The following is a 21,356-nucleotide window of genomic DNA, read 5'->3' as shown; positions in this document are numbered from 1 at the left end:
ATAGCTTGCGCATTAGCCGCCAGTGGTATTCATAAAGCGCACGATTTGGGGCTCGCCGTCGAGATCAAAGTGATGGCGCTCGGGCTTGAGGTCCATGGCCTTGATGAGTGCGGCTTGCAAAATACCGTCGTCGCCGGGGTGGGCCTCGATAATTTCTTTGAGATTTAGCGAGTGTTCATTGCCTAAGCATAGCAGCAGGCGGCCTTCTACCGTCAGTCGTACCCGATTGCACAGATGGCAAAAATTGTGGCTGTGGGGCGAGATAAAGCCTATGCGGCTCTGGCTATCGGCCATGCGGTGATAGCGCGAGGGCCCACCTGTGGTCTCGGTGCTGGTGGTTAAGGGGTAGCGGGCGTGGATGAGGTCGCGAATTTGCTCGCTGCTAATAAAACTTTTGGCGCGGTCGTGTTCGCTAATTTGGCCTAGCGGCATTTCTTCGATAAAGCTGATATCAATATTTTTATGACGGGCAAAATCGACCAAATCTAGGATTTCGTCGTCGTTCCTGCCCTTTAGAATAACGGCATTGAGTTTAATACGCTGAAAACCGGCGGCAACGGCGGCGTCGATGCCCACTAGCACTTTGCTGAGTTCGCCGAAGCGAGTCAGGGCCTTAAAGCGGTCGGGCTGGAGGCTGTCGATGCTGATATTCATGCCGGTCAGGCCTGCCGCTTTGAGGGGGGCGGCGTATTTGTCGAGCTGGGCACCGTTAGTGGTTAAGTGCAGCTGCTCAAGTTGTTCGAGCTTACCGAGGCGCTCAACAAGCGCCATAACATTGTTGCGGACCAGTGGTTCGCCGCCGGTGAGGCGAATTTTTTTAACGCCAAGTTGAACAAAGTTACTGGCAATATCGTATAACTGCTCAAGACTGAGAATTTGCTTGCGGGGCAAAAAGGTCATATCTTCCGCCATGCAATATACACAGCGAAAGTCGCAGCGATCGGTGACCGAGAGCCGCAGGTAATCGACACTGCGACCAAAGCGGTCTTGTAGTGGGGCGCTTGTGCTAGTCATGACTTTGATATTATCACAGGCGTGAGCAACAGGCTTTGTATGTGTTGGGCCAATAAGTATTTAAACAGAATTAAAATACAGTCAATTTAGAGGTGAGAAATGAGGTTTTTCAATATCTTGGCGGGGATTACACTCTGTGTTGCACTGCCTGTACAGGCCGCTGAATCGCCAGCAAAAAACCAAGAAACAAGCACTGCGAAGGCCTCAGCCAGCGGGCAGGCGAGTCAAACAGCCGTTATATATGATCGTCATGGCCAGCCGATTACCGCGATGCAAGCCGGTAAGGCTCGTGCGGCCGAGGCCGCTGTTCGCAAAGCCGGCGTGCCGCCCGACTCTACCGAGGCGGCGATGATCCGCATCAGCATGGGGCAGTCGCCAGAAACAGCATATGAACCCAACGATGGCATTTATGACGCCGAGGGAAATCCCATCGACAAACGTCAGGCCGCGGAAGATTTAGCGGTAGTAGAGCTAATGCGCCGCGGCGGTGTTGAGCCTGGTTCAGAGCAAGATGCCCAAATTCGCGCCGCTGCCAAGGGCGAAGCTCAAACCCCAGAGGGCGAGCCGGTAGACGAGCGAACCATGGAAGACGTTGCCAAGGAAATTGCCATGCAGCAAACGATATTGGCAACCGGCGTTCAGCCAGGCTCGCCCAATGAGTCGCTAATTAGAATGGGCGCTGATGTGATGGCGGAGAAATTTAAAAGCTGGCGTTAAACACGGTAAGGTAAACTAGGTGACTTATGTGGTCGATGCCGTTCATCGTTAACCCTTAATAGCCGAATAATACATTGCCGTGTTATTTGGCTGTCTTATTTTCAGTCTTGCTTTTCGCAGTGCTACTAGGGGCCGCGTTACAGTGGAACTGGGGTATACTCTGCCTAAGAATTTTCTGCTGGATCGACACAATGCGTTTTTTTGCCGCTATTTTCTTAAGCACAATGATCTGGGCGCCCTTTGCCAAGGCGGCGTGTATCTTGCCGCTCATGCCGAAGGATATTGTTGATGGTGAAATCGCCGATTTTGATGATATGAATGTGGCAAAGCGTCGAGTTGAACGCTATTTAGATGACAGTCAACGTTATTTAAAATGTCTAGATGCCATGGATAAAACTGCGCTGGGTACTGGCCGCGACAACGATGAACGTCGTCGGAAACGCATCGCGAATTACAATGCCGCAATGAAAAATATGAGTGAAGTTATTAGCACTTACAACGCTAATGTCAGTGATTTTAATCAGCGTTAATGTGAATATTTTTTTCTTGTAAATAATGTTTTAAATTTGCGCTCGGGCGCTCATCGCCGAGTATGATTGCCGCGTGATTGCCAGCTTCTTCCCCTCTTGATTCAAAACCCAACTCTTCAATAAGGTAGGCGACACGTCGCGCAATGGCCTGCCCCGAATCTACCCATTTTATATTCGGTAGCAAGGCGGCCAACTGCGGCTGTACCAGCGGGAAATGTGTGCAGGCTAGTATGATCGTGTCCATGCTGGCAAAGTCACGGTGTAGGCTAAACTCGCGTTCAACTTTAGCCAATACCGAATCTAGCGCTTGTTGATGCCATATGAAATTTTCTACGGCTGGTGCTAGTTCGCGACTGCCAATGGCTATTATCGTGCAGTCCGCGGCAAAGTCTTGGATTAATTGCGCGGTATAAGGGCGGCTTACCGTGCCGGGGGTGGCTAGTAAACCAATAACACCACTTTGGCTAAGTGTCGCTGCAGGCTTGATGGCAGGCACCACACCCACAATCGGGATCTGTATTTGGCTGCGCAGTGCAGGTAATACTGCGGTGCTGGCCGAATTGCAGGCCATGACCAGTAAATCGACGCTATGAACGGCCAGAACTTGATTTACCGTGGCGCAAATATGCTTGATTAGCAGGGTTTCGTCCCACTCGCCATAGGGGAAACCGCCGTGATCCATAACATAGAGTAGGTCAATTTCCGGGAGCAGATCGTGTATTGCGGCGCCGATACTCAGTGAGCCGACGCCGGAATCGAAGATCAGCACACGGGGAGTGTGCTGCATTGGACTCACAGAAGAGCGAGAATTTTTTCAGCGGCACTAACGTCAACACCGCCAGCTGGCTCAACGGCAATGTGGCTAACCGTGCCATTGTCGACAATCATCGCAAAACGCTTAGAGCGGCTGCCCATGCCAAAACCGGTGGCATCCATTTCTAAGCCCAGCGCTTTGGTGAAGTCGCCGTTACCATCGGCCAACATCAACAACTCTTCGGCATTTTGTGCTTTGCCCCAAGCGTCCATTACAAAGGCATCATTGACTGACATGCACACAATGCTATCAACGCCGGCAGCTTTGATCTTGTCGGCATTAACGACATAGCCGGGCAGGTGGGTCAGAGAGCAGCCCGGGGTGAATGCACCGGGAACGGCAAATAATACGACTTTTTTGCCAGAAAAAACTTCTTCACTCGTAATGTCTTGAGGGCCTTTCTCGCCCATTACTTTCAGTTTCGCTGCGGGAATTTTATCGCCAGTCTGAATGCTCATAGTAGGACCTTAATATTATGCAGTGAGTGTGATCGGTCAGTTTAGCAGAGCAATGGCCCGGGCGTAATCCACTTGAAAATCTAAAGTTGGCCACCATATTTGGCATTAACAGCCAATGCGCTGTTCATGGTTTGAATTGCATTTTTTGGGAGGTTTTGATCATGAATAGTTATCTGCCTTTTGCCTTGTTTAATGAATTTAGGGACGCAAATAGTGCGTTTGAGCGCCAACACAGTGACAGTGAACGCCGCGCGCAATGGCAGCCTGCGGTGGACGTCTGTGAAAATGATGGTGGTTTCTTGCTGGTGATGGATGTACCTGGAATGGCGCCAGATGCAGTAGATATTAGTGTCCACAATGGTATTTTAACGGTGCAGGGTGAGCGCAAAATTGATACTAGCGAAGGCAAGTTGAGTATCAGTGAGCGTTGGCAAGGCACATTTGTGCGACGCTTTACTTTGCCGGAGGGGGTGGAGGTCGAGCAAATTGCGGCCAAGCTCGAGCACGGAGTGCTGGCTTTGAATATACCGAAGTGCACAAAGGAGGAACCGCGCAAAATTAGAGTGCAATAAGTCTAAATAAGGCCGAATTTGTGCCGTCACTGCAGTGGCTTGCTTGCTACACTGGCACTTTTGCGACTGCTGGGCTAATCCCCCAGCAGCGTTCAACTTATTAAATTTGGAGTCCAGCCTTGATGTCACGCCAGCAGTGTCGCTACGAATGGCAGGTTTTATTGTTGGCGGTGGGCTTTCTCACTCGCCTGCCAGTGCCGGCTGATCCCGATTTTAGCGAGGACAAGCTTAACGGTGCGTCGCGTTATTTCCCATTGGTGGGGCTTTTCGTCGGCGTATTAGCGGCTGGGGTATACGGCGCGGCCTTAGCGGTGTTTGCCAATAGTCTTATTGCTATTTTGCTGTCGATGGTCGCCTCGATACTGATTACCGGTTCCTTTCATGAAGACGGTTTTGCCGATAGCTGTGATGGCTTTGGCGGTGGCTGGCGCAGTGAAGATGTACTGCGGATCATGAAAGATTCGCGGATTGGCACCTACGGCACTGTCGGTTTGATCTCGATTTTGGCTTTAAAGGCGGCGAGCTTAGATGCGATGCCGACGAGCTCGGTGCTTGCGGCCGCGCTTTTATGGGGGCACGTATTTAGTCGCTGGGTGTCGACATCGTATTTGCTTGATCTTAATTATGTGCGCGGTGAAGGTAAGTCGAAACCGCTGGCGACAACGATGCCGCTCAGACATTGGCTGTATTCTGGCGTGCCACTTTTGCCCTTACTGATGCTTATCGATTTCAATTCTTTAATCGCGCTAGTGGCCATGAGCCTACTATTTCGCTTGGTATTTGCCGCGTATTTGCGGCGCCGGATTGGTGGTTACACCGGCGATGCACTCGGCGCTGCGCAGCAAGTTGTTGAAATATTGGTGTATTTAGCCATATTGCTGTGAACGGAAGTAGATGCCTGCGACTCGCCACTAATTCTCAAAGTGTGAATACTGCACAGTCTTAAATGAGTAATAGGTGGCACTCTCGGCTTCAACTAGAGTCATAGCATTACAAGCAATTTATGGCTGAGGACGCAGGCATGAACACAAATTTATTAGTAGGCGGCATATTTGGCGCAGTTGCGGTAACCGCAGCGGGTAGTTATGCGGGCTATAACACTTTGGTAGAAAGTAAGAAGCCCCAGTTTGCCGAGGTGGTCGATAGCAAACCGATTACTGAAACCTATTACACAGACCGCCAAGAGTGCTACGACGAAGTTGTGCAGCATCAGGCGGAAGTGAAAGATAGCAATCAAGTTACAGGTACCGTGATTGGCGCAGTATTAGGTGCGGTCATTGGTAAGCAAGTTGGTGGTGGTAACGGCAAGAAGCTGGCGACAGTTGCCGGTGCAGCAGCCGGTGGTTACGCGGGTAATAAAGTGCAGAAAAACATGCAGCAAAAAGACGTGTACACCACAACTGAGCAGCGCTGCAACACCGTACAAGACCCGCATCAGAAAATTACGGGCTATAGTGTTACCTACCAGTTGAATGGTAAAACAGATACGGTAACCATGGATCATGAACCAGGATCGACGATACCTGTTGAAAATGGTCAGCTGGTATTGAGTGGTTCAGAAGAAACAACAAAGCTATAAGCGAGCTTGACCGTGGCTATATCGTAAGCGTGGTGATATAGCGATAATTTGCAAAATGGAGTGAGCAGTATGACAACGAAATTAGCGAAGCGTAGTACGGCCGTGGTAATGAGCGGTTTTATGATATGGACCGGCTTATTAGCCAGCACGGCCTCTGCGGCGGTGATCAGTACAGATCATATGGTGGCAGAGTACTCTGTGAAATCTGACCGCGCTGAAATGAAAGCTGCGCTGGCCAGTGATGACGTGCGTACGCGCTTAGTCGAATTGGGTGTGTCACCGGCAGATGTCGAAGCGCGTATTGATTCATTAAGCCCCACCGAATTGGCCATGCTGCATGAACGCATGGATGAGCTGCCAGCGGGTTCAGGTGCAGTCGGCCTGTTAGCGCTATTGGTATTAATCTTCTTCATTACTGATGTGCTCGGTATTACCGATATCTTCCCCTTTGTTAATGCGGCGAAGTAACACTTTTCCCCTTCTCCTTCTGTGCCTGCTATTGCAGGCCTGTTCTGGTTTACCGCTAAAGGAATACGCCGAGACCCTTGGGGCTCGGCGTCAGTTAGACGTGCCGTTTATTGCCCAACAGCAATTTTATTGTGGCCCCGCAGCCTTGGCTGAAGTTGCTCAGTATCGCGGTATTGATGCTGATCAGGACGCTTTGGCTAAGCAGCTTTTTATTCCCGATAAAAAAGGTTCGCTGGCGGTAGAGATGCAGGCGGCCAGCCGTCGGCTGGGATTACTGCCCTACCCCTTAGCCAAAGATTTTTATGCACTACTTAAAGAGATTGATGCTGGCAATCCGGTGTTGGTCTTTCAAAATTTGACCTTTTCTTGGTTGCCTCAGTGGCACTATGCGCTAGCCCTTGGCTACGATTTAGATAGCGAAGAGTTGATTTTGCACTCGGGTAGCCACGCCTATTACCGGCTGCCCTTTTCGACCTTTATGGCAACATGGTCGCGGACTAACAGCTGGGCGCGAGTGATGGTCGATAGCAGTCGCCTGCCAGTAACTGCTGAGCCTGTCGAGACAATCAGCAGTGCGTATGCATTTGAGCAAACTGGCCACCCTGAACTTGCGGCGGGCTTTTATGCCTTGGCCGCGGAGCGCTGGCCAGATTCTCAGCCGGTACTCACTGCGCAGGCGAATTTAGCTCTGTCTCAGGGGGAGCATCAGCGCGCTATTGTGTTATTCGAACGTTTATTGGCACTAACAGAAGACGATCCGGCGCTGTGGAATAACTACGCCTACGCACTGTTGGCCGGTGGTTGCAAGGCGCAGGCGCTCAGGGCGATTAGTCGTGCTGAATCGCTGGCGCCAGATGACGAGCAGTATCGTGATAGCGCCAGTGAAATCCGCGCCGCCGAAGCGGCCGCGGAACAGTGTGAATTGCAAAGCCAGTAACCGTGGGGTTAGCGCTTCTTTTGCTTAGCCTGCGCAAATAGCGCGGCCATGGTGGTGTTCTCCGCTTTTTGGGGCTGCTTGGGCATGGCCGCTGGCTTGTTGCGCGCGCCGCGCCGTTCGCCGCTGCTATTGGCCGCTTGCACGTCGCTGGCCTTGTCTTCTAAACGCATAGACAGCGCGATCCGCTTGCGCTGCGCGTCGACTTCCATAACCTTCACTTTGACAATATCGCCGGCTTTAACGACGCTGTGGGGGTCTTTCACAAACTGATTGGCCAGCGCTGAGATGTGCACCAAACCGTCTTGGTGCACGCCAATATCGACAAAGGCGCCAAAGTTAGTGACATTGGTGACGACCCCTTCCAGGATCATGTCCGGTTCAAGATCCGAAATTTTCTCGATGCCGTCTTTAAACGTCGCGGTTTTGAAATCGGGTCGGGGGTCGCGGCCGGGTTTGTCTAGCTCGGCGAAAATATCGGTAACGGTGGGAATACCAAAGCGTTCATCGGCGTATTCAGCCGGCTTTAGGGTTTTTAAGAAACTGCTATCACCCAGTACGTTTTTGACTTCGCGCCCGCAGCGGTTAACGATTTTTTCCACCACGCTATAAGACTCAGGGTGTACCGCCGAGGCATCCAGCGGATTGTCGCCGCCCACAACCCGTAAAAAGCCTGCCGCTTGCTCAAAAGTTTTGGCGCCAAAGCGGTTAACTTCTTTTAATTGCTCGCGGCTTTTAAAAGCGCCGTTGCGGTCGCGATATTCAACAATATTGGCCGAGATGCTTTGGTTTAAGCCAGATACGCGGGCCAGCAGTGCCGGTGAGGCGGTGTTTACATCCACACCTACCGCGTTTACACAGTCTTCGACCACAGTCTCTAGGGTGCGCGACAGCGCAGTTTGCGATACATCGTGTTGGTACTGACCAACACCGATCGATTTGGGGTCGATCTTAACCAATTCGGCCAGCGGGTCCTGAAGGCGACGGGCAATGGAAATGGCGCCGCGAATGGTGACGTCGAGATCGGGGAATTCCTTGGCCGCGTATTCTGATGCCGAGTAAATCGAGGCGCCAGACTCGTTCACCATCACGCTGGTACAGCCCAGCTCGGGGCGCGCGGTGAGCACGTCTTTTACAAAGCGCTCGGTTTCGCGACTGGCAGTGCCGTTGCCAATGGCGATAAGTTGTACGCCGTGCTTTTTGATTAGTGCCAATAGCACTGCGGCGGATTCGGCAATCTTGTTCTGTGGCGGCGTGGGGAAAATAGCGCAGTGGTCGACCACTTTACCTGTGGCGTCGATAACCGCCACTTTTACACCGGTGCGCATGCCGGGGTCGAGGCCAATGGTGGCGCGCTGTCCGGCCGGTGCAGCCAAGAGCAAGTCTTTAAGATTGTGAGCAAATACGTCAATTGCAGCGGTGTCGGCTAGCTCGCGCAACTGCCCTAGTAAATCGGTTTCGAGGTGGGTGTAGAGCTTAATGCGCCAGGTCCAGCGAATCACTTCTTTTAACCAAGTATCGGCAGGGCGCCCCTCGTCCTTCACTTTCCAAAATTCGGCGACCATGCCCTCGCAGGGATGAGTCGTGCCCTCTTCTTCACTAAATTTAATGGCGAGACTGAGAATGCTCTCGTTGCGGCCGCGAAACATCGCTAAGGCGCGGTGTGAGGGCGTGGTTTTAAGTGGCTCGCTATGGGCAAAGTAATCTCTAAACTTCTCCCCTTCCTGCTCTTTGCCGGTCATGACGGTGCTGCACAGCAGGCATTCATTCCACAGAAAACTGCGCAGTTTGGCGAGTAAGTTTGCGTCTTCGCTAAGGCGTTCCATCAAAATGTATTTGGCGCCGTCGAGCGCGCCTTTAACATCATTGATACCCAGCTCTGGGTTTAAATAATTCAGCGCCAAGCTGGCGGGATCTTGGTTTGGATCGTCAAACAGGGTGTTAGCCAGCGGTTCTAAGCCGGCCTCAATGGCGATTTGGCCTTTGGTGCGACGCTTGGGCTTATAGGGCAGGTATAAGTCTTCTAGACGGTTCTTGGTGTCGGCGGCGCGAATATCGCGCTCTAGCTCGGGGCTGAGTTTGTCTTGCTCGCGAATGCTGTTGAGAATGGTCTCGCGCCGATCTTCCAGCTCCCGCAAATAGCCCAGCCGCGACTCTAGATCACGCATTTGGGTGTCGTCTAAGCCGCCGGTTACTTCTTTACGGTAGCGGGAGATAAACGGAACGGTGGCACCCTCGTCTAATAAGGCAACGGCAGCGCTAACCTGCGCTTCTTTAACACCAAGTTCCTGAGCGATACGGCTGGAGATGGAATTCATATTATCGGCTTATCTAATACTGGAAGCCGGACATTATGCAAAAACTATGGCGCGGGTGCGAGGCTTGACAACAAGGTTTTTTAGAGGCGCGGGAGACGCTTGATGGGAGATGGAAGACGCAAAGCTAATTCAGGGCTTTGGTTTGACTTATTAGTGTCTCCCATCTCCCGTCAAGCATTTTGCCGTGAGCACACTAGCCCTCACTTTGTACTAAAGCCTCAAACAAGGCGCAGCACTCGTCGTAAAAGTAACGGTATTCTGGGCGCAGATGCTGGGTGATCAGCGACATAATTTGGAATACACCTTGGTGAATCATCATTTCATTACTGGTGTGACGCTCGCGCAGTTGGTTGTAATTCAGCCAAAAGGTTAGCGACATGGCGATGTTGTCGCAGAGCCGAGTAAGTTGAGCATCGTCGAGGTCGAGAAAGTTTTGGCTGCGTAATTCTAGGGCAACCGCGCGCGCTGCCTGTACTTTTAGTTCGAGCAGTTTCGAAAACTTTTTAGCGATTTGTGGGTAACGTTGCAGAATGTCGTTGAGATTGCGGTAGAGGTAGCGATGGTTAAATATGTGTTCAAAAACGATATATAAATAAAACCACGCGTCTTGGGCGCCGAGGGTTTTTTCGAGTGGCGCGCTGAGAATATCAACAAGTTCTAGTTCAAAGGCAGCGTAAAGCTCGGGGATGATTTCGTCTTTGCCATGGAAGTGGTAGTAAAGATTGCCGGGGCTAATGTTTAGCTCGTTGGCAATGTCTACGGCAGTCACATTCGGTTCGCCGTCGGTATTAAACAGCGTGAGGCTACGCAATAAAATTTTGTCGCGGGTTTTCATCCGAGATAACAGACTCCTGTGAGCGAGGCCACAAGGTGCCATGAATCCTGCGCGGATGTCCAGCAGTGTCAGTGCGTAAAAAGACGAGCGCGAGATTTAAATCTTTACGAGAAGGGTGAGTTGCCCACCCTCCCCGTAAACTTTCTTACTCTGCTTTGGCAGCCGCTTTTTTAACAGGTGCTTTGCGTGGTGCTTTTGCTTTCGCTTTTGCAGGAGCTTTAGGCGCAGCTTCAGCGGCGGGCTTGGTCGCTTTGCTTAGGCTGTCAACTTTCTTGCTAAGCGCATCTAGTTTCTTTTCTAGGCGGCTTAGATCGTCGGCACTAGCAGTGTGACCAAAACCAAGGCTAGCGCGCATTTTGCTGATGCGCTCTTCGATGGAGATAGTTTTGCCGATGTTTGTTGCTTCGCCGAGTTTAGCGCGGGCCTGAGTTTCCAAGCGGTTGCCCTTATCCACCAATTCGGTAAACAATTTAGGGGTTTCCTTACTGGCTTTTTCTAGGGCTTCGTGAGCTTCGTCGTAGGCGCGGCCATAGGCGCCAAGTCCGGCAAGCCAAATACTCTTAGCAACTTCACCTGCCTGGTTGGTTGCATCTTTAAGGTCTTGTAGACTTTTTTTGCTGTCTTTGCTCATGGCGTTCTCCATTGCAAAATAAAATAACTGAATCTTGTGCGCCGCTAGCGATGCCTGCGGTGCGGAAACTATGATCTGATCTCAGGTATGAAAAAAGCACGATGGCCATAGGGCGCATCGTGCAAAAGCATAGGTGAGATAAAGACCTAGGATTTGACACCCTAAAACGGATGTCGAATGCTTACGACGCGGTGGCTTCTACTACAACTTCACTTACTTCTGCCGTACCGCGAGAAACTTTAGACTTCACTTTGTCGAAGCCTTCGCGCAAAGTTTTCAGCTGGCCTTCAACGGCAGCGTTGCTTTCGCTTTTAAGCTCTTCGAACTTGGCCAGTGCCTGAGCTTTGCTGTCGTTGAACTTGGCAATGGCTGTAGATTTGCTGCCTTCAATTTTGCTGGTTAGCTGAGTCTTGCTAGACTCGAATTTAGAAACGGCATCGCTTTGTACTTTTTCGCCGCGAACAACTAAGCTGTCGAAAAATTCGTTGCGCTTGCTGTAAGCGTCTTTGCATTTGCTTTCGGTTTCTTTAAGCTTGGCTTCAGTCTGCTTAAACAGATCTTGGCTCTGTTCAAACACTTTGCCAGCTAGACCCAAATTGGCCAAAAATACTTCTTTTGCCAGCGCGTTGGCTTTTTCAATTTTACTTGCTTCGGTCATAATGACGTCCTCATTGGGAAAGAATTTAAGGGCTATGTGAGCCCGATTCAGGCGAGAACTGCATTGGCTCGCTGACTTGGGGCCAGAATACGGTGTTTAATTAGAAAGCACATACTAAACTGCGCTAAGCCATTATTTTATGTGCATTAAACTTATTTACTCGTCGTTTTCTTAACGACGCCGATACGCGAACACACGCTGTCTTCGGCTTTGTACACTGGGCGTCGGGTGTCGATGTGCCGAGCGGCACTGCATCATTATTCTAAGCTTTATGCGCTTTCTTGCAGTAAGCGCTCTAAGCAATGTTCCTGAATTCCGTAGAATGTCTTAATTTCGGCAATCTGTTGCAGTACTTCAGTGCTGTCTTGGGGCTGGCGCCGCTTTTGAGCGAGGATCATTTTATTTTTACTAGTGTGCTCCAGTGAAATAAATTCAAATACCTTGGTGTCGTAGCCGTGAGCTTCCAGTAGTAGCGCGCGTAGGCCGTCGGTGAGCATTTCGGCCTCTTGGCCAAGGTGAATGCCATGTTGTAATAGTGGCGCTAATAAGGTGGGGCTCTTTAGTTGGGGGCGAATTTGCTTGTGGCAGCAGGGTGAGCACATGATTATGTCGGCGCCGCTACGAATGCCCATGTGAATGGCGTGGTCGGTCGCGGTGTCGCAGGCGTGTAGGGCTATCATGACATTAATGTGCTGGGCGGCAAAATGTTGGACGTCGCCCTGTTCAAATTTAATGCCATCCAAGGCTAAATTTGTAGCAGTTTTATTGCATAGATCAACGAGTTCTTGGCGCAATTCAACGCCGGTGACCTGGGCGGGAATATGCAGCTGGTCGTGAAGATAGTCGTGTAGCGCAAACGTGAGATAGGCCTTGCCAGAGCCAAAGTCGGCAATATGTAGCTGTTTTTGGTCGGCGAGTCCGGTGGCATTTATCGCGCCGGCCAGTACCTCGATGAAGCGGTTTATCTGCTTCCATTTACGGGACATCGCGGGAATGACGTGGGCTTGTTGGTCGGTGATGCCTAGCGCCTGGAGGTAGGGCCGGCTCTGCTCTACAAAGCGGCGTTTTTCGCGGTTGTGTAGCTGGGTTTCGGTTTGGCTATTGGCGTTTTTATTACGGTGCTTATTGAGCAGGGCTTTGCCTTTTTTGCTAAAGCGCAGTTGTATTTCCCAGTCTGTGCTAATCATGTGGGCGTTGTTGAAATCGCCGCCCAGCCAGCGATGCAGTAAGCTCACGGCATCCGCTAAACTCATGTTTTTAGTGACGTGGCGACTGCGGTATTCGTATAGGAAGGACAGTAGCTCAGTGTTCTTTAGGTTTATTGGGCGCACACTGATGCGATTAAGTTCGGGTTCGTCGCCCTGATACTTAGATAGTACTAAGCGCTGCAATTGGCCATTTTGAAAAGCCTGTTGGCAGTCTTTGATAAAGCTTGCGGTGTGTTCTGCCGAGGAGTCTGTGGTCATTAGCCGTATCCAGTAAAAAGCCGAGCTAATTGGAAGGGCTGGGCCCTTGCAGGCTGGGGAGTGGTGAGTGTGGGCCGGATGGGGGTGTCAGGCAAGTTTAGTGACATAAAAAAGGGCAGCTAAGCTGCCCTTTTTGTTTTCCAGCCCGAATTTAGGCTTTAGGGCCTGCGGCAACAATAGCCTCGGAAACGTCAAATTTCTTGATGTTCTCTTGAAAGAGGCGAGCCAGCTTAGTTGCTTCAGCATCGTAGGCTGCAGTATCGCCCCATGCCTTACGTGGGTTGATGTATTTGTCATCAACACCGGGAATTGCTTTGGGGATAGTCAGGTTCAGCGCTTCCAGTTGCTCAGTTTCGGCGCCAATTAGAGTGCCGTTCTGGGCGGCAGCAACGACTGCGCGGGTTACTGGGATTGGGAATCGTGAGCCAGTGCCGCCAGCTGCGCCTGAACCACCGGTCCAGCCAGTGTTGATCAGGTAAACCTGTGAATCGAAGTCGTCGATACGCTTCATCAACAGCTCGGCGTAGTCGCCAGCTGGGCGAGGCATAAAGGGCGCGCCAAAGCAGGTGGAGAACGTGGGGTGAATACCTGCTTCTGCGCCCAGCTCGGTGGAGCCAACCCGTGCGGTGTAGCCGCTCAGGAAGTGGAATGCCGCGGCTTCTTTAGACAGAATTGAAATTGGCGGAATCACGCCAGATACGTCGCAGGTCAGGAAGATAACGGTTTTGGGTTCGCCAGCGGCATTCTCAATAACACGCTTCTCTACATTTTCCAGCGGGTAGCAGCAGCGGCCATTTTCAGTGAGGCTGGTGTCGTCGTAATCGGCGTGGCGGGTGTGGTCGTCAATAACCACGTTCTCAACAATAGCGCCAAAACGAATCGCGTCCCAAATAATGGGTTCGTTTTTCTGGCTTAGGTTGATGGTTTTAGCGTAGCAGCCGCCTTCAATATTGAATACCGAGCCTTTTGCCCAGCCGTGCTCGTCGTCACCGATTAAGTAGCAGCTTGGGTCGGCAGACAGAGTGGTTTTACCAGTGCCAGATAGGCCGAAAAACAGGGTGGTTTGGCCAGACTCGTCGACGTTGGCCGAGCAGTGCATAGGCATAACGTCTTTTTCGGGGAGCAGGAAATTCTGCACAGAGAACATCGCTTTTTTCATCTCACCAGCGTAGCGCATGCCAGCCAGCAGTACTTTGCGCTGGGCAAAATTGATGATGACGCAGCCGTCTGAGTTGGTGCCATCGCGCTCGGGCTGGCAAACAAATCCCGCGCAGTTGAGGATGGTCCACTCTTCTTTGCTCTTGGGGTTGTATTTAGCGGGACGCACAAACATATTGCGGCCGAACAAACCCTGCCATGCAGTCTGGGTGTTTACTACCACTGGGATGTAGTGATCTTCGTGGGCGCCAACGTGGAGTGAGGAGACAAAGCTGTCGTGATCGGCTAGGTAGTCTTCAACTCGGTTCCACAGGGCGTCGAATTTAGCGGCATCGAAGGGGCGGTTTACGCTGGTCCAGTCGATGGCGTCAGAGGTAGAGGGCTCTTGAACGATATAGCGGTCGCCAGGTGAGCGGCCAGTGCGCTTGCCGGTGGTAACTACCAGCGCGCCGCTGTCGGCGAGACGGCCTTCGCCGCGACTCAGGGCTTGCTCAATTAATTGAGCGGGGGTCAAATCTGTGTAAATCGTCGTTTCAGCACTCATTCTCTGTTTTCCTGTCGCGTAATCCTGAGAGCAGCCTTGGGTGTTGCTGTGGGGTGGGCAAGAAAGAGAACCCCCAAAGTGGCTGGTAATTTGGGGCGCCATTATTACAAAAAACCTGAAGCAGCGCTAATCTTTGAGGGCATAAATCTCGGTTTGAGAGGTATGCCCAAATATGGTGCTTAAATTAATGGCGGGTAATGTCGCTGCCTTGCTCAAAAAGGGCGTCGACATCGCTGCGGTTAAATTGGTAAAGGCGGTTGCAAAATTCGCAATTCGTCTCAATTTGGCCCTTCTCAAGAAGGATGTCGTCAAGCTCTTCTCTACCGATAGATATAAGGGCTTGAGCGACGCGTTCGCGGCTGCAGCGACAGCGGGCGACCATTGGCTTGCTGTCAAATAAGCGAACGGCGTCCTGGTGGTAGAGCCTATAGAGCAGTGTTTCGACATCTAAATTGAGCAATTCGTCATTTTTGATGGTGTGGGCAATGGTACTCAGGTGTTCCCAGCGATCTAGGTCGGGTTTGATGCTGGGCAATTGTTGCAATAGCAAGCCGCTGGCGTGTTGGCCGTTGGCGCACAGCCAAACTCGGGTGGCGAGCTGCTCGCTGCGCTGGAAATAGGCTTCTAGGCAGTGGGCGAGGCTATTGCCATCTAAGCTGACAATGCCCTGATAGGGTTTGCCGTTGTCCGGAGCGATGGTCATGGCCAGTTGCCCGTTGCCTATCAGGGTTTTGAAGTCGGTGCTCATCGCTTCGTTGGCATCGCGAGCAATGGCGCGCAGCTCTTGCTTGGAGTTGGCTTCGGCCATAATCAGCGGGATTTCACCATCGCCGCGTACTTGCAGTATCAGCGCACCTTCAAATTTAATAGTGGCGCTCAGCAAGCTCGCCGCTGCGAGGAATTCGCCCAGTAAATTGGCGACGCCTGGGGGGTAGTGATGAATACTTAGAATATCTTGGTAGCTTTTTTCTAAGCGAATATGCTCGCCGCGAACATCGCTGTTGTCAAAAATAAAGCGGCTGATGGTATCGCTCATGGCGGGTCTGGTGTCCGTGGTAAAAGAAGCTGGCAATTATAGCGCTTACGGTGAGTGGGGTCTTGGCCGAGTGGGCGCTAATAATTACTCGTCGTTTAAATTTTTAAAGCGGTGGATTTGGCGGCGCTGCTTTTTATTGGGTCGCTCGGGGTGTAAGAGGCCGGCGGCCGCGCCGAGTATTTTGCGGTCGGCGGCGATTTGTTCGCGGGCGCGAATGCTGTCCTCGGTCTCGCGGTAGAGTAGTGCCGCCTCTGGAGCGCCGCGGCGCTGGCCTGATAGCGCGATTACATCCACTACTTTATTGTCCCAGCCCGAGCGAATAGTGAGTGTTGCGCCTACTTGCACCTCTTTACTTACCTTGCAGCGCTCGCCGTTGTAGTGAACCTTGCCGCCTTCTACGGCCTGTTTGGCAAGGCTGCGGGTTTTGTAAAAGCGAGCGGCCCACAGCCATTTGTCGAGGCGAATACCCGCTGGGTTATCAGTCATTGGCGATACTCCGCTTGGGAATGGGGAGTATTTCAGAAAAGTGTTGAATAGCAGGGTAGCTCAACTGTTCGCGGCTGGGCTGTTTGCTGTCGGGCTGGCGCAGGGTAAGTAGATGGCGAATACCGAATGTTGCGGCGGAATCGAGCACGCTGGCGGTGTCGTCAACGAGTAGGGTGCGCTCTGGATTAAAGTCCCAGTACTTTTGTAGCCGATGCCAAAACTCAGGATCTTCTTTGGGCTTGGCGAGTTCATGGGAGGTGATAATTTTATGCATCCAACGGGCTAGGTCGGTGTGCTCTAATTTTAGATTTAAGCTGCCGCGGTGGGCGTTGGTGACCAGCCAGGTTTCGCAGTGACTCGCGTCTAGGGCGCTTAAGAAGTCTGCGGTGCTGGGGTGAGGGGCAATTAAGTGGGCAACTTCACGCTTGAGGGCGACGATATCCACCTTAAGCTGATCTGACCAGTAGTCTAAGCAGTACCAATTTAGCGAGCCGCGCTCGGCCATAATGCGCTGTATTAAGTCTTGTGCTACTTGCTCTGGTTCGCCACCGTGAATTTCAGCGTAGCGCTTGGGGAGATGTTGCGACCAGAAAAAATTGTCGTAGTGTAAGTCGAGTAAGGTGCCGTCCATGTCGAGAAGAACGGTGTCAATTTCCTGCCAATTTATCATAGTGTACCGGTATTGAGTGCACCGGCATTAATTCGACGCCCGTGCCATATTGGGTTTGCTATTGACCGCATCGCGCATGTCAATTACTTCGGCGTAATTAACGTTCAGCCACCACTCGGCGCGGTTATTGCCGTAGGGGTTAATGGTGCGCGCACCACGGCGAATTTCTTGGGAAAAAGTGCTATCTGACTTATGTGCTGTGGCCATTTTTGGCGCCCTCGGTTGATATTGCTCAATGACGTAATTCAGTGAGTAATCAAGGTACTGTCAGGGCCAAGAATGGAGTATAGGGAAAAGTCCCTAATGAGTGAACCTGTGTATTCAAACTGTGAACTGGTTACGGTTTCTGAACTGAATGCAGGGCGGATAAGGCGCTGGTGAAACGCAAAATTGGGGGGCAATGTTTGGCGGCTAGGCGGGGCAACGATATTGTTGTTCATTGCGGCCTGAAACTGGGGAGTGAGTTAGTTTAGGGTTTTAGCTTTTCTCGCGCAGCTTTGGTGTCTATCGCTTTATTCATGTCGATGTCTTCGGAGTAGCTAACATCTAACCACCAATCGCCGCGATGGCTACCGAACTGGCGTTTTGAGGTAGGCTTTTCACCTACTTGCTCGAATGGGGTATTAGCGGGGGGCTTGTCGTCGGGCTCTTTCATCGTGGTAAGACTCGTAGCTGAGGCTTCATGCGCTCTTAGATTAAAATACGACTTTTCCAGATGACTAAGTATAGGTGACTTTACTTAGTGCCGCTTACCGAGTGTTTACACTAGGGTTAGCGGTGCTTAGCTGGCACGTCGCTGCAATGCTGACACGGCGTGATGAATTTCTATAGTTTCTGCGTAGTTCACGTTCAACCACCATTCGCTGCGCTTTAGGCCGTTTTGGCTTAACGATGCTTGGCGCGAGATATTTTGACCAAAAATAGTGTTGTTTTCAGGCTGTGTGGTTGTCTGTGCTGCAGTCGCTGTTGCCATGGTCTTGTCCCCGAAACGTGTTGTTTGTTGTATGTAGCTACTTTAGCGATTTGGGGCTTGGCAGCACATGCGGAATTATCCCTACACGAATGGGCATATATGTGTAATAACGTTTTTTGTTAGTGGCGAGTGGTGCAAATACGTCCTCGCCTGAGGGCAGTAGCTCAGTGCCGCCTAGCATCTGCTGAGACTTAAGTATTTAAGAAAGAGTTTGAAATGCTTAAAGCCTAGGGCTGAAGTGGCGACCTAGGCTGAGAGGCCTGGCGGCCTCAGAGCATAAGGGCGAGCATGCTTGCTTTAAATTGCTCTTTGGTACTGGGAAATTGGCGGTAAGAGATGACTAGTCGCCCGACGACTTTGATTAAATCGTCGAGTTTTACGCTGCGCTTATTGCGGGCGTTATAGGCGTTTAATGGCTCGTTGAGCAGTTCGCGCCAATGCTGGTCAGATTCGTCAGTGTCGATATGGGGCGATGCTTCGGCCGCATTTATACCTGAGACTAAATCGATCTTGCCTGCTTCTGGTGGCCGGTAGGTAGCGGCAAACCAAATGCATTCCTCTAACATTAGCGGAAAGTTGTTGTCGTGTAATACAGCTATATCTTTGATTTTATGGAACATTCGTTGACGTTCTATGTCGATCAAAGCGGTAATAATGTCGGATTTACCGTTAAAGTAACGGTACACCGTGCGGCGCGTGACATTGGCCACTTTGGCAATGTCTTCTATGGTGGTGGCCTTGATGCCCTTGGTCATAAAACAGTCAACGGCGGATTTGAGCAATATTTTCTTACCGGTATCGAGATCGTCGACCCGCGCTCCATTGCCCCATCGTTTATTTGTTTTCATAGCGTTTGCTCTTAGGTGTTTCGTCCTGCCATTTGTCACTATCTTAGCATGCTGTAATCTTGTGAATGGCGTAAAAAGCCGCTAATTTCATAGTGGATTGTACGTATATCTCTCTTTTTCACGAATGTTTTGAGGCGGCGATACTTCATAAGTTCAAGTAAATGTCACTAGATTACGCCTTATTTAGGCGGGTGACACTGCTAACATTGCTGGGCATAATGCGGCCTACTACTAATCCTGTAGAGGTTTTGATGCAGTACGCAAATATTACTGGCTGGGGAAAATGCTTGCCCCCAGCGGTTTTAAGTAACCAAGATCTGATGACGTTTCTCGATACATCAGATGAGTGGATCTCTAGCCGAACCGGCATAAAAGAACGCAGAATCTCTCATGTTTCTACCGCAGCCCTTGCGAGTCTGGCTGGCAAGCGGGCTTTGGCGGCGGCGGGTTTAGATGCTGCGGAACTAGATATGGTCATTCTTGCCACCGCCTGCGCAGATACCTTGATTCCTAACGCCGCCTCGGCAGTGCAGCAGAGCTTGGGTGCGGTTAACGCCGCGGTATTCGACCTCAACGCCGCTTGTACCGGCTTTGTTTACGGCCTGAGTATTGGCACCGGCATGATTCGAAGTGGCGCCATGAAAAAGGTGCTGGTAATTGGTGCTGATCGAATCCCCTATTTTCTGGATTACACCCTGCGTGATGTTTGCGTGTTGTTTGGTGATGGTGCCGGCGCGGTAGTGCTGGAAGCTAGCGATGCGGAATGCGGTTTGTTGGCTGAAAAACTGGGCTGCGACAGCGAAGATCGCGATATTCTAATGGCGAGAGACGCCGGCACAATCAGAGAGCGGTTTACTGAGGTAGATGGCTTTTTTGACGTAAATTTTGAAGGCCCCGAAATTTTCAAACGTGCGGTGCGGGGCATGGGTGGCGCAATAACGGATGTACTGACGAAATTGTCGCTGGAAGCAGAGCAAATCGACTTGCTCGTTCCCCATCAGGCAAATATTCGAATTATTGAAACCTTGACCAAGCGTCTTAAGGCGCCGCCGGAAAAAGTGGTGGTCAATATTGAAAAATACGGCAACACTTCTGCGGCCACGGTGCCAATTGCACTGTGTGAAGCCTTGGAAGAGGGGCGGATTAAGCCCGGCGATCGGGTTTTAACGGCGGCTTTCGGCGCGGGCCTAACTTGGGGCGCGGCAGTGATTAAATGGGGCGAGCGCGTTACCGCCCTTGGCGTGTGCGATGAAGAGTTACCCCCAAGCGATAAAACGGCCTTGGATCTCCTTAAGCCCTGGGTGGAGGGTTGTCGAGCTGCAGTGGCGGCAAAGGGCTAATCGTCTGAACAAAACCATGTTCTGTAAAAAGGGTCGTTAAGCGACCCTTTTTACTTTTAGCACTGCGGTTTTTCAAGCACAAACTGATAGACATCAATCGACTTGCCCCGAAAGCCACCCTCGCAGTAGCCGAGGTAGTAATTCCACATCCGCTTAAAGCGCTGATCAAAGCCCAGAGGCGCAATCTCGGACCAGTGTTGATTAAAGCTTTTTGCCCATTCGTGCAGAGTGCGGGCGTAGCCCAAGCCAAAGGCCTCTTCATCTTTAATTTTTAGCCCCGCGGTCTGCGCTTCGGCGCGGAAGCGCTCGGGGCTGGGCAACATGCCGCCGGGAAAAATATAGGTCTGAATAAAGTCGGGGTTGGCGCTATAGCCAGCAAAGCGGGCCTCTTCAATAGTTATAATTTGAATTGCGGCGCTGCCACCGGGTTTGAGGCGTTGGTACAGAGTATCGAAATAGGTTGGCCAATATTTCTCGCCGACTGCCTCGAGCATTTCTATCGACACAATATGGTCGTATTGGCCCTTGGTATCACGGTAATCCGTAAGGCTGAACTCGGCGCTACCGCGTAGTTCCAGCTTGCTAAGCCGCTGCTTGGCGTATTCCAGCTGGCGCTCCGACAGGGTGATGCCGTGGAGTTTAACGGCTTTTTGCAGGCAAAGCTGCTCGGCAAAGCCACCCCAGCCGCAGCCAACTTCTAAAACTCGGTCGCCATCTTTGATGTTGAGCAGGTCGATGAGTCGTTGATATTTGGCGTGCTGGGCGTCATTGAGGCTTTGCTGCTCGTCCCGGTAGTAGGCCGCAGAGTAAGTCATGCTGGGGTCTAGCCAGCACTCATAAAATTCGTTGCCCAAGTCGTAGTGGTAGCTAATATTGCGGCGGCTGCCGCGCTTGCTATTGGCGTTGCGGCGATGCCGCCATTTTTGGATGGCGCCTTCAAATTTACCGCTGTCGAGCATGCCGTCAAAGTAGGCTTCGTTAACGGCAATCCACTCCACCAAAACAGCTAGATCGGGGCTGTCCCAATCGCCGTCCATATAGGCTTCGCTCCAGCCTACCGAGCCGCCGGTAAAGGCTTTGCGCACTGCTTTCCAATTGTGCAGGGTCAATACGGGATTTAAGCGCTCGCAGGGATGTTCGCCAAATTCAATACAGCTGCCGTTGGGCAGGTTTAGGCTCAGTACACCTCTGGCCGCCTTGGATAATGGTTCTAGTACTTTGGCGAGCATTTGCTGCTGGCGTTTTGCCCACCAGCCGGAACCCAGATTGCTTTGTAAGTCAGCTGCAGCTGATTTCATAGTAGACCC

The 21,356-nt window shown here is 51.5% G+C and carries 25 protein-coding genes; 8 read left to right on the top strand and 17 right to left on the bottom strand.

Going from position 1 to position 21,356, the window contains the following annotated elements:
• Nucleotides 1-12 precede the first annotated feature (12 nt).
• Nucleotides 13-1,014, bottom strand: coding sequence for a GTP 3',8-cyclase MoaA (moaA, locus tag AB4876_RS03445; RefSeq protein ID WP_368380248.1), 1,002 nt, complete (start codon nucleotides 1,012-1,014; stop codon nucleotides 13-15).
• Nucleotides 1,015-1,113: 99 nt separating this feature from the next.
• Here moaA and AB4876_RS03440 point away from each other — a divergent pair, with 99 nt between their 5' ends.
• A complete protein-coding gene (locus tag AB4876_RS03440) occupies nucleotides 1,114-1,731 on the top strand; it encodes a hypothetical protein (RefSeq protein ID WP_368380247.1) in 618 nt (205 codons plus the stop codon).
• Between the two features lie 191 nt (nucleotides 1,732-1,922).
• On the top strand, nucleotides 1,923-2,261 hold the full coding sequence (locus tag AB4876_RS03435) for a hypothetical protein (protein ID WP_368380246.1): 339 nt from the start codon (nucleotides 1,923-1,925) through the stop codon (nucleotides 2,259-2,261).
• Here the strand turns inward: AB4876_RS03435 and murI are convergent.
• Both murI and AB4876_RS03425 read right to left on the bottom strand, forming a co-directional pair.
• The gene (gene murI / locus AB4876_RS03430; protein ID WP_368380245.1) at nucleotides 2,248-3,048 is read right to left on the bottom strand and encodes a glutamate racemase; all 801 of its coding nucleotides are present in this window, start codon (nucleotides 3,046-3,048) and stop codon (nucleotides 2,248-2,250) included. The genes AB4876_RS03435 and murI overlap by 14 nt on opposite strands.
• Before the next feature lie 5 nt (nucleotides 3,049-3,053).
• On the bottom strand, nucleotides 3,054-3,533 hold the full coding sequence (locus AB4876_RS03425) for a peroxiredoxin (protein ID WP_368380244.1): 480 nt from the start codon (nucleotides 3,531-3,533) through the stop codon (nucleotides 3,054-3,056).
• Between the two features lie 161 nt (nucleotides 3,534-3,694).
• Here AB4876_RS03425 and AB4876_RS03420 point away from each other — a divergent pair, with 161 nt between their 5' ends.
• The 5 genes from AB4876_RS03420 to AB4876_RS03400 all read left to right on the top strand — a co-directional run bounded on the left by AB4876_RS03420 (nucleotide 3,695) and on the right by AB4876_RS03400 (nucleotide 7,089).
• Nucleotides 3,695-4,105, top strand: coding sequence for an Hsp20/alpha crystallin family protein (locus tag AB4876_RS03420; RefSeq protein ID WP_368380243.1), 411 nt, complete (start codon nucleotides 3,695-3,697; stop codon nucleotides 4,103-4,105).
• Between the two features lie 122 nt (nucleotides 4,106-4,227).
• Nucleotides 4,228-4,989: an adenosylcobinamide-GDP ribazoletransferase gene (locus AB4876_RS03415; RefSeq protein ID WP_368380242.1), complete on the top strand. Its 762-nt coding sequence runs from the start codon at nucleotides 4,228-4,230 to the stop codon at nucleotides 4,987-4,989.
• A 137-nt stretch (nucleotides 4,990-5,126) separates the two neighbouring features.
• Nucleotides 5,127-5,684 carry a glycine zipper 2TM domain-containing protein gene (locus AB4876_RS03410; RefSeq protein WP_368380241.1) on the top strand — a complete coding sequence of 186 codons (558 nt, stop codon included), beginning with the start codon at nucleotides 5,127-5,129 and terminating at the stop codon, nucleotides 5,682-5,684.
• Nucleotides 5,685-5,753: 69 nt separating this feature from the next.
• Nucleotides 5,754-6,152, top strand: coding sequence for a PA2779 family protein (locus AB4876_RS03405; protein WP_368380240.1), 399 nt, complete (start codon nucleotides 5,754-5,756; stop codon nucleotides 6,150-6,152).
• Nucleotides 6,153-6,183: 31 nt separating this feature from the next.
• Complete coding sequence (locus AB4876_RS03400) at nucleotides 6,184-7,089, top strand: PA2778 family cysteine peptidase (protein ID WP_368380239.1); 906 nt, start codon at nucleotides 6,184-6,186, stop codon at nucleotides 7,087-7,089.
• Between the two features lie 8 nt (nucleotides 7,090-7,097).
• Here AB4876_RS03400 and AB4876_RS03395 read toward each other — a convergent pair whose 3' ends face one another.
• The 13 genes from AB4876_RS03395 to AB4876_RS03335 form a co-directional block, all read right to left on the bottom strand.
• Nucleotides 7,098-9,404, bottom strand: coding sequence for a Tex family protein (locus AB4876_RS03395; protein WP_368380238.1), 2,307 nt, complete (start codon nucleotides 9,402-9,404; stop codon nucleotides 7,098-7,100).
• A gap of 193 nt (nucleotides 9,405-9,597) precedes the next feature.
• On the bottom strand, nucleotides 9,598-10,239 hold the full coding sequence (locus AB4876_RS03390) for a TetR/AcrR family transcriptional regulator (RefSeq protein WP_368380237.1): 642 nt from the start codon (nucleotides 10,237-10,239) through the stop codon (nucleotides 9,598-9,600).
• Between the two features lie 145 nt (nucleotides 10,240-10,384).
• Nucleotides 10,385-10,870 carry a phasin family protein gene (locus AB4876_RS03385; protein WP_368380236.1) on the bottom strand — a complete coding sequence of 162 codons (486 nt, stop codon included), beginning with the start codon at nucleotides 10,868-10,870 and terminating at the stop codon, nucleotides 10,385-10,387.
• A 181-nt stretch (nucleotides 10,871-11,051) separates the two neighbouring features.
• Nucleotides 11,052-11,528 carry a hypothetical protein gene (locus AB4876_RS03380; protein ID WP_368380235.1) on the bottom strand — a complete coding sequence of 159 codons (477 nt, stop codon included), beginning with the start codon at nucleotides 11,526-11,528 and terminating at the stop codon, nucleotides 11,052-11,054.
• A 269-nt stretch (nucleotides 11,529-11,797) separates the two neighbouring features.
• Nucleotides 11,798-12,994 carry a class I SAM-dependent methyltransferase gene (locus tag AB4876_RS03375; RefSeq protein ID WP_368380234.1) on the bottom strand — a complete coding sequence of 399 codons (1,197 nt, stop codon included), beginning with the start codon at nucleotides 12,992-12,994 and terminating at the stop codon, nucleotides 11,798-11,800.
• A 151-nt stretch (nucleotides 12,995-13,145) separates the two neighbouring features.
• On the bottom strand, nucleotides 13,146-14,798 hold the full coding sequence (locus AB4876_RS03370) for a phosphoenolpyruvate carboxykinase (protein ID WP_368380233.1): 1,653 nt from the start codon (nucleotides 14,796-14,798) through the stop codon (nucleotides 13,146-13,148).
• Between the two features lie 82 nt (nucleotides 14,799-14,880).
• Nucleotides 14,881-15,732 carry an Hsp33 family molecular chaperone HslO gene (gene hslO / locus AB4876_RS03365; RefSeq protein WP_368380232.1) on the bottom strand — a complete coding sequence of 284 codons (852 nt, stop codon included), beginning with the start codon at nucleotides 15,730-15,732 and terminating at the stop codon, nucleotides 14,881-14,883.
• An 84-nt stretch (nucleotides 15,733-15,816) separates the two neighbouring features.
• A complete protein-coding gene (hslR, locus tag AB4876_RS03360; RefSeq protein ID WP_368380231.1) occupies nucleotides 15,817-16,218 on the bottom strand; it encodes a ribosome-associated heat shock protein Hsp15 in 402 nt (133 codons plus the stop codon).
• Nucleotides 16,211-16,888 (bottom strand): GMP/IMP nucleotidase, encoded by a 678-nt coding sequence (gene yrfG / locus AB4876_RS03355; protein ID WP_368380230.1) that lies wholly within the window; start codon nucleotides 16,886-16,888, stop codon nucleotides 16,211-16,213. Before yrfG ends, hslR begins: the two co-directional genes overlap by 8 nt.
• Nucleotides 16,889-16,915: 27 nt before the next feature.
• A complete protein-coding gene (locus AB4876_RS03350; protein WP_368380229.1) occupies nucleotides 16,916-17,095 on the bottom strand; it encodes a hypothetical protein in 180 nt (59 codons plus the stop codon).
• A 262-nt stretch (nucleotides 17,096-17,357) separates the two neighbouring features.
• Nucleotides 17,358-17,543 (bottom strand): hypothetical protein, encoded by a 186-nt coding sequence (locus AB4876_RS03345; RefSeq protein WP_368380228.1) that lies wholly within the window; start codon nucleotides 17,541-17,543, stop codon nucleotides 17,358-17,360.
• Nucleotides 17,544-17,669: 126 nt separating this feature from the next.
• The gene (locus tag AB4876_RS03340) at nucleotides 17,670-17,861 is read right to left on the bottom strand and encodes a hypothetical protein (protein WP_368380227.1); all 192 of its coding nucleotides are present in this window, start codon (nucleotides 17,859-17,861) and stop codon (nucleotides 17,670-17,672) included.
• Between the two features lie 269 nt (nucleotides 17,862-18,130).
• Entirely contained in the window at nucleotides 18,131-18,709 is a 579-nt protein-coding gene (locus AB4876_RS03335; protein ID WP_368380226.1) for a TetR/AcrR family transcriptional regulator, read from the bottom strand.
• 251 nt (nucleotides 18,710-18,960) lie between these two features.
• Between AB4876_RS03335 and AB4876_RS03330 the strand changes: the two genes are divergently transcribed.
• Nucleotides 18,961-20,049 carry a ketoacyl-ACP synthase III gene (locus tag AB4876_RS03330; protein WP_368380225.1) on the top strand — a complete coding sequence of 363 codons (1,089 nt, stop codon included), beginning with the start codon at nucleotides 18,961-18,963 and terminating at the stop codon, nucleotides 20,047-20,049.
• A 56-nt stretch (nucleotides 20,050-20,105) separates the two neighbouring features.
• On the opposite strand, the gene AB4876_RS03325 is transcribed toward AB4876_RS03330, so the two are convergent.
• The gene (locus tag AB4876_RS03325) at nucleotides 20,106-21,347 is read right to left on the bottom strand and encodes a class I SAM-dependent methyltransferase (protein ID WP_368380224.1); all 1,242 of its coding nucleotides are present in this window, start codon (nucleotides 21,345-21,347) and stop codon (nucleotides 20,106-20,108) included.
• Nucleotides 21,348-21,356 lie beyond the last annotated feature (9 nt).

The sequence above is a fragment of the Zhongshania guokunii genome, from assembly GCF_040892635.1.
GTDB lineage: Bacteria > Pseudomonadota > Gammaproteobacteria > Pseudomonadales > Spongiibacteraceae > Spongiibacter > Spongiibacter guokunii.
This window is presented reverse-complemented; position numbering and strand designations above follow the sequence as displayed.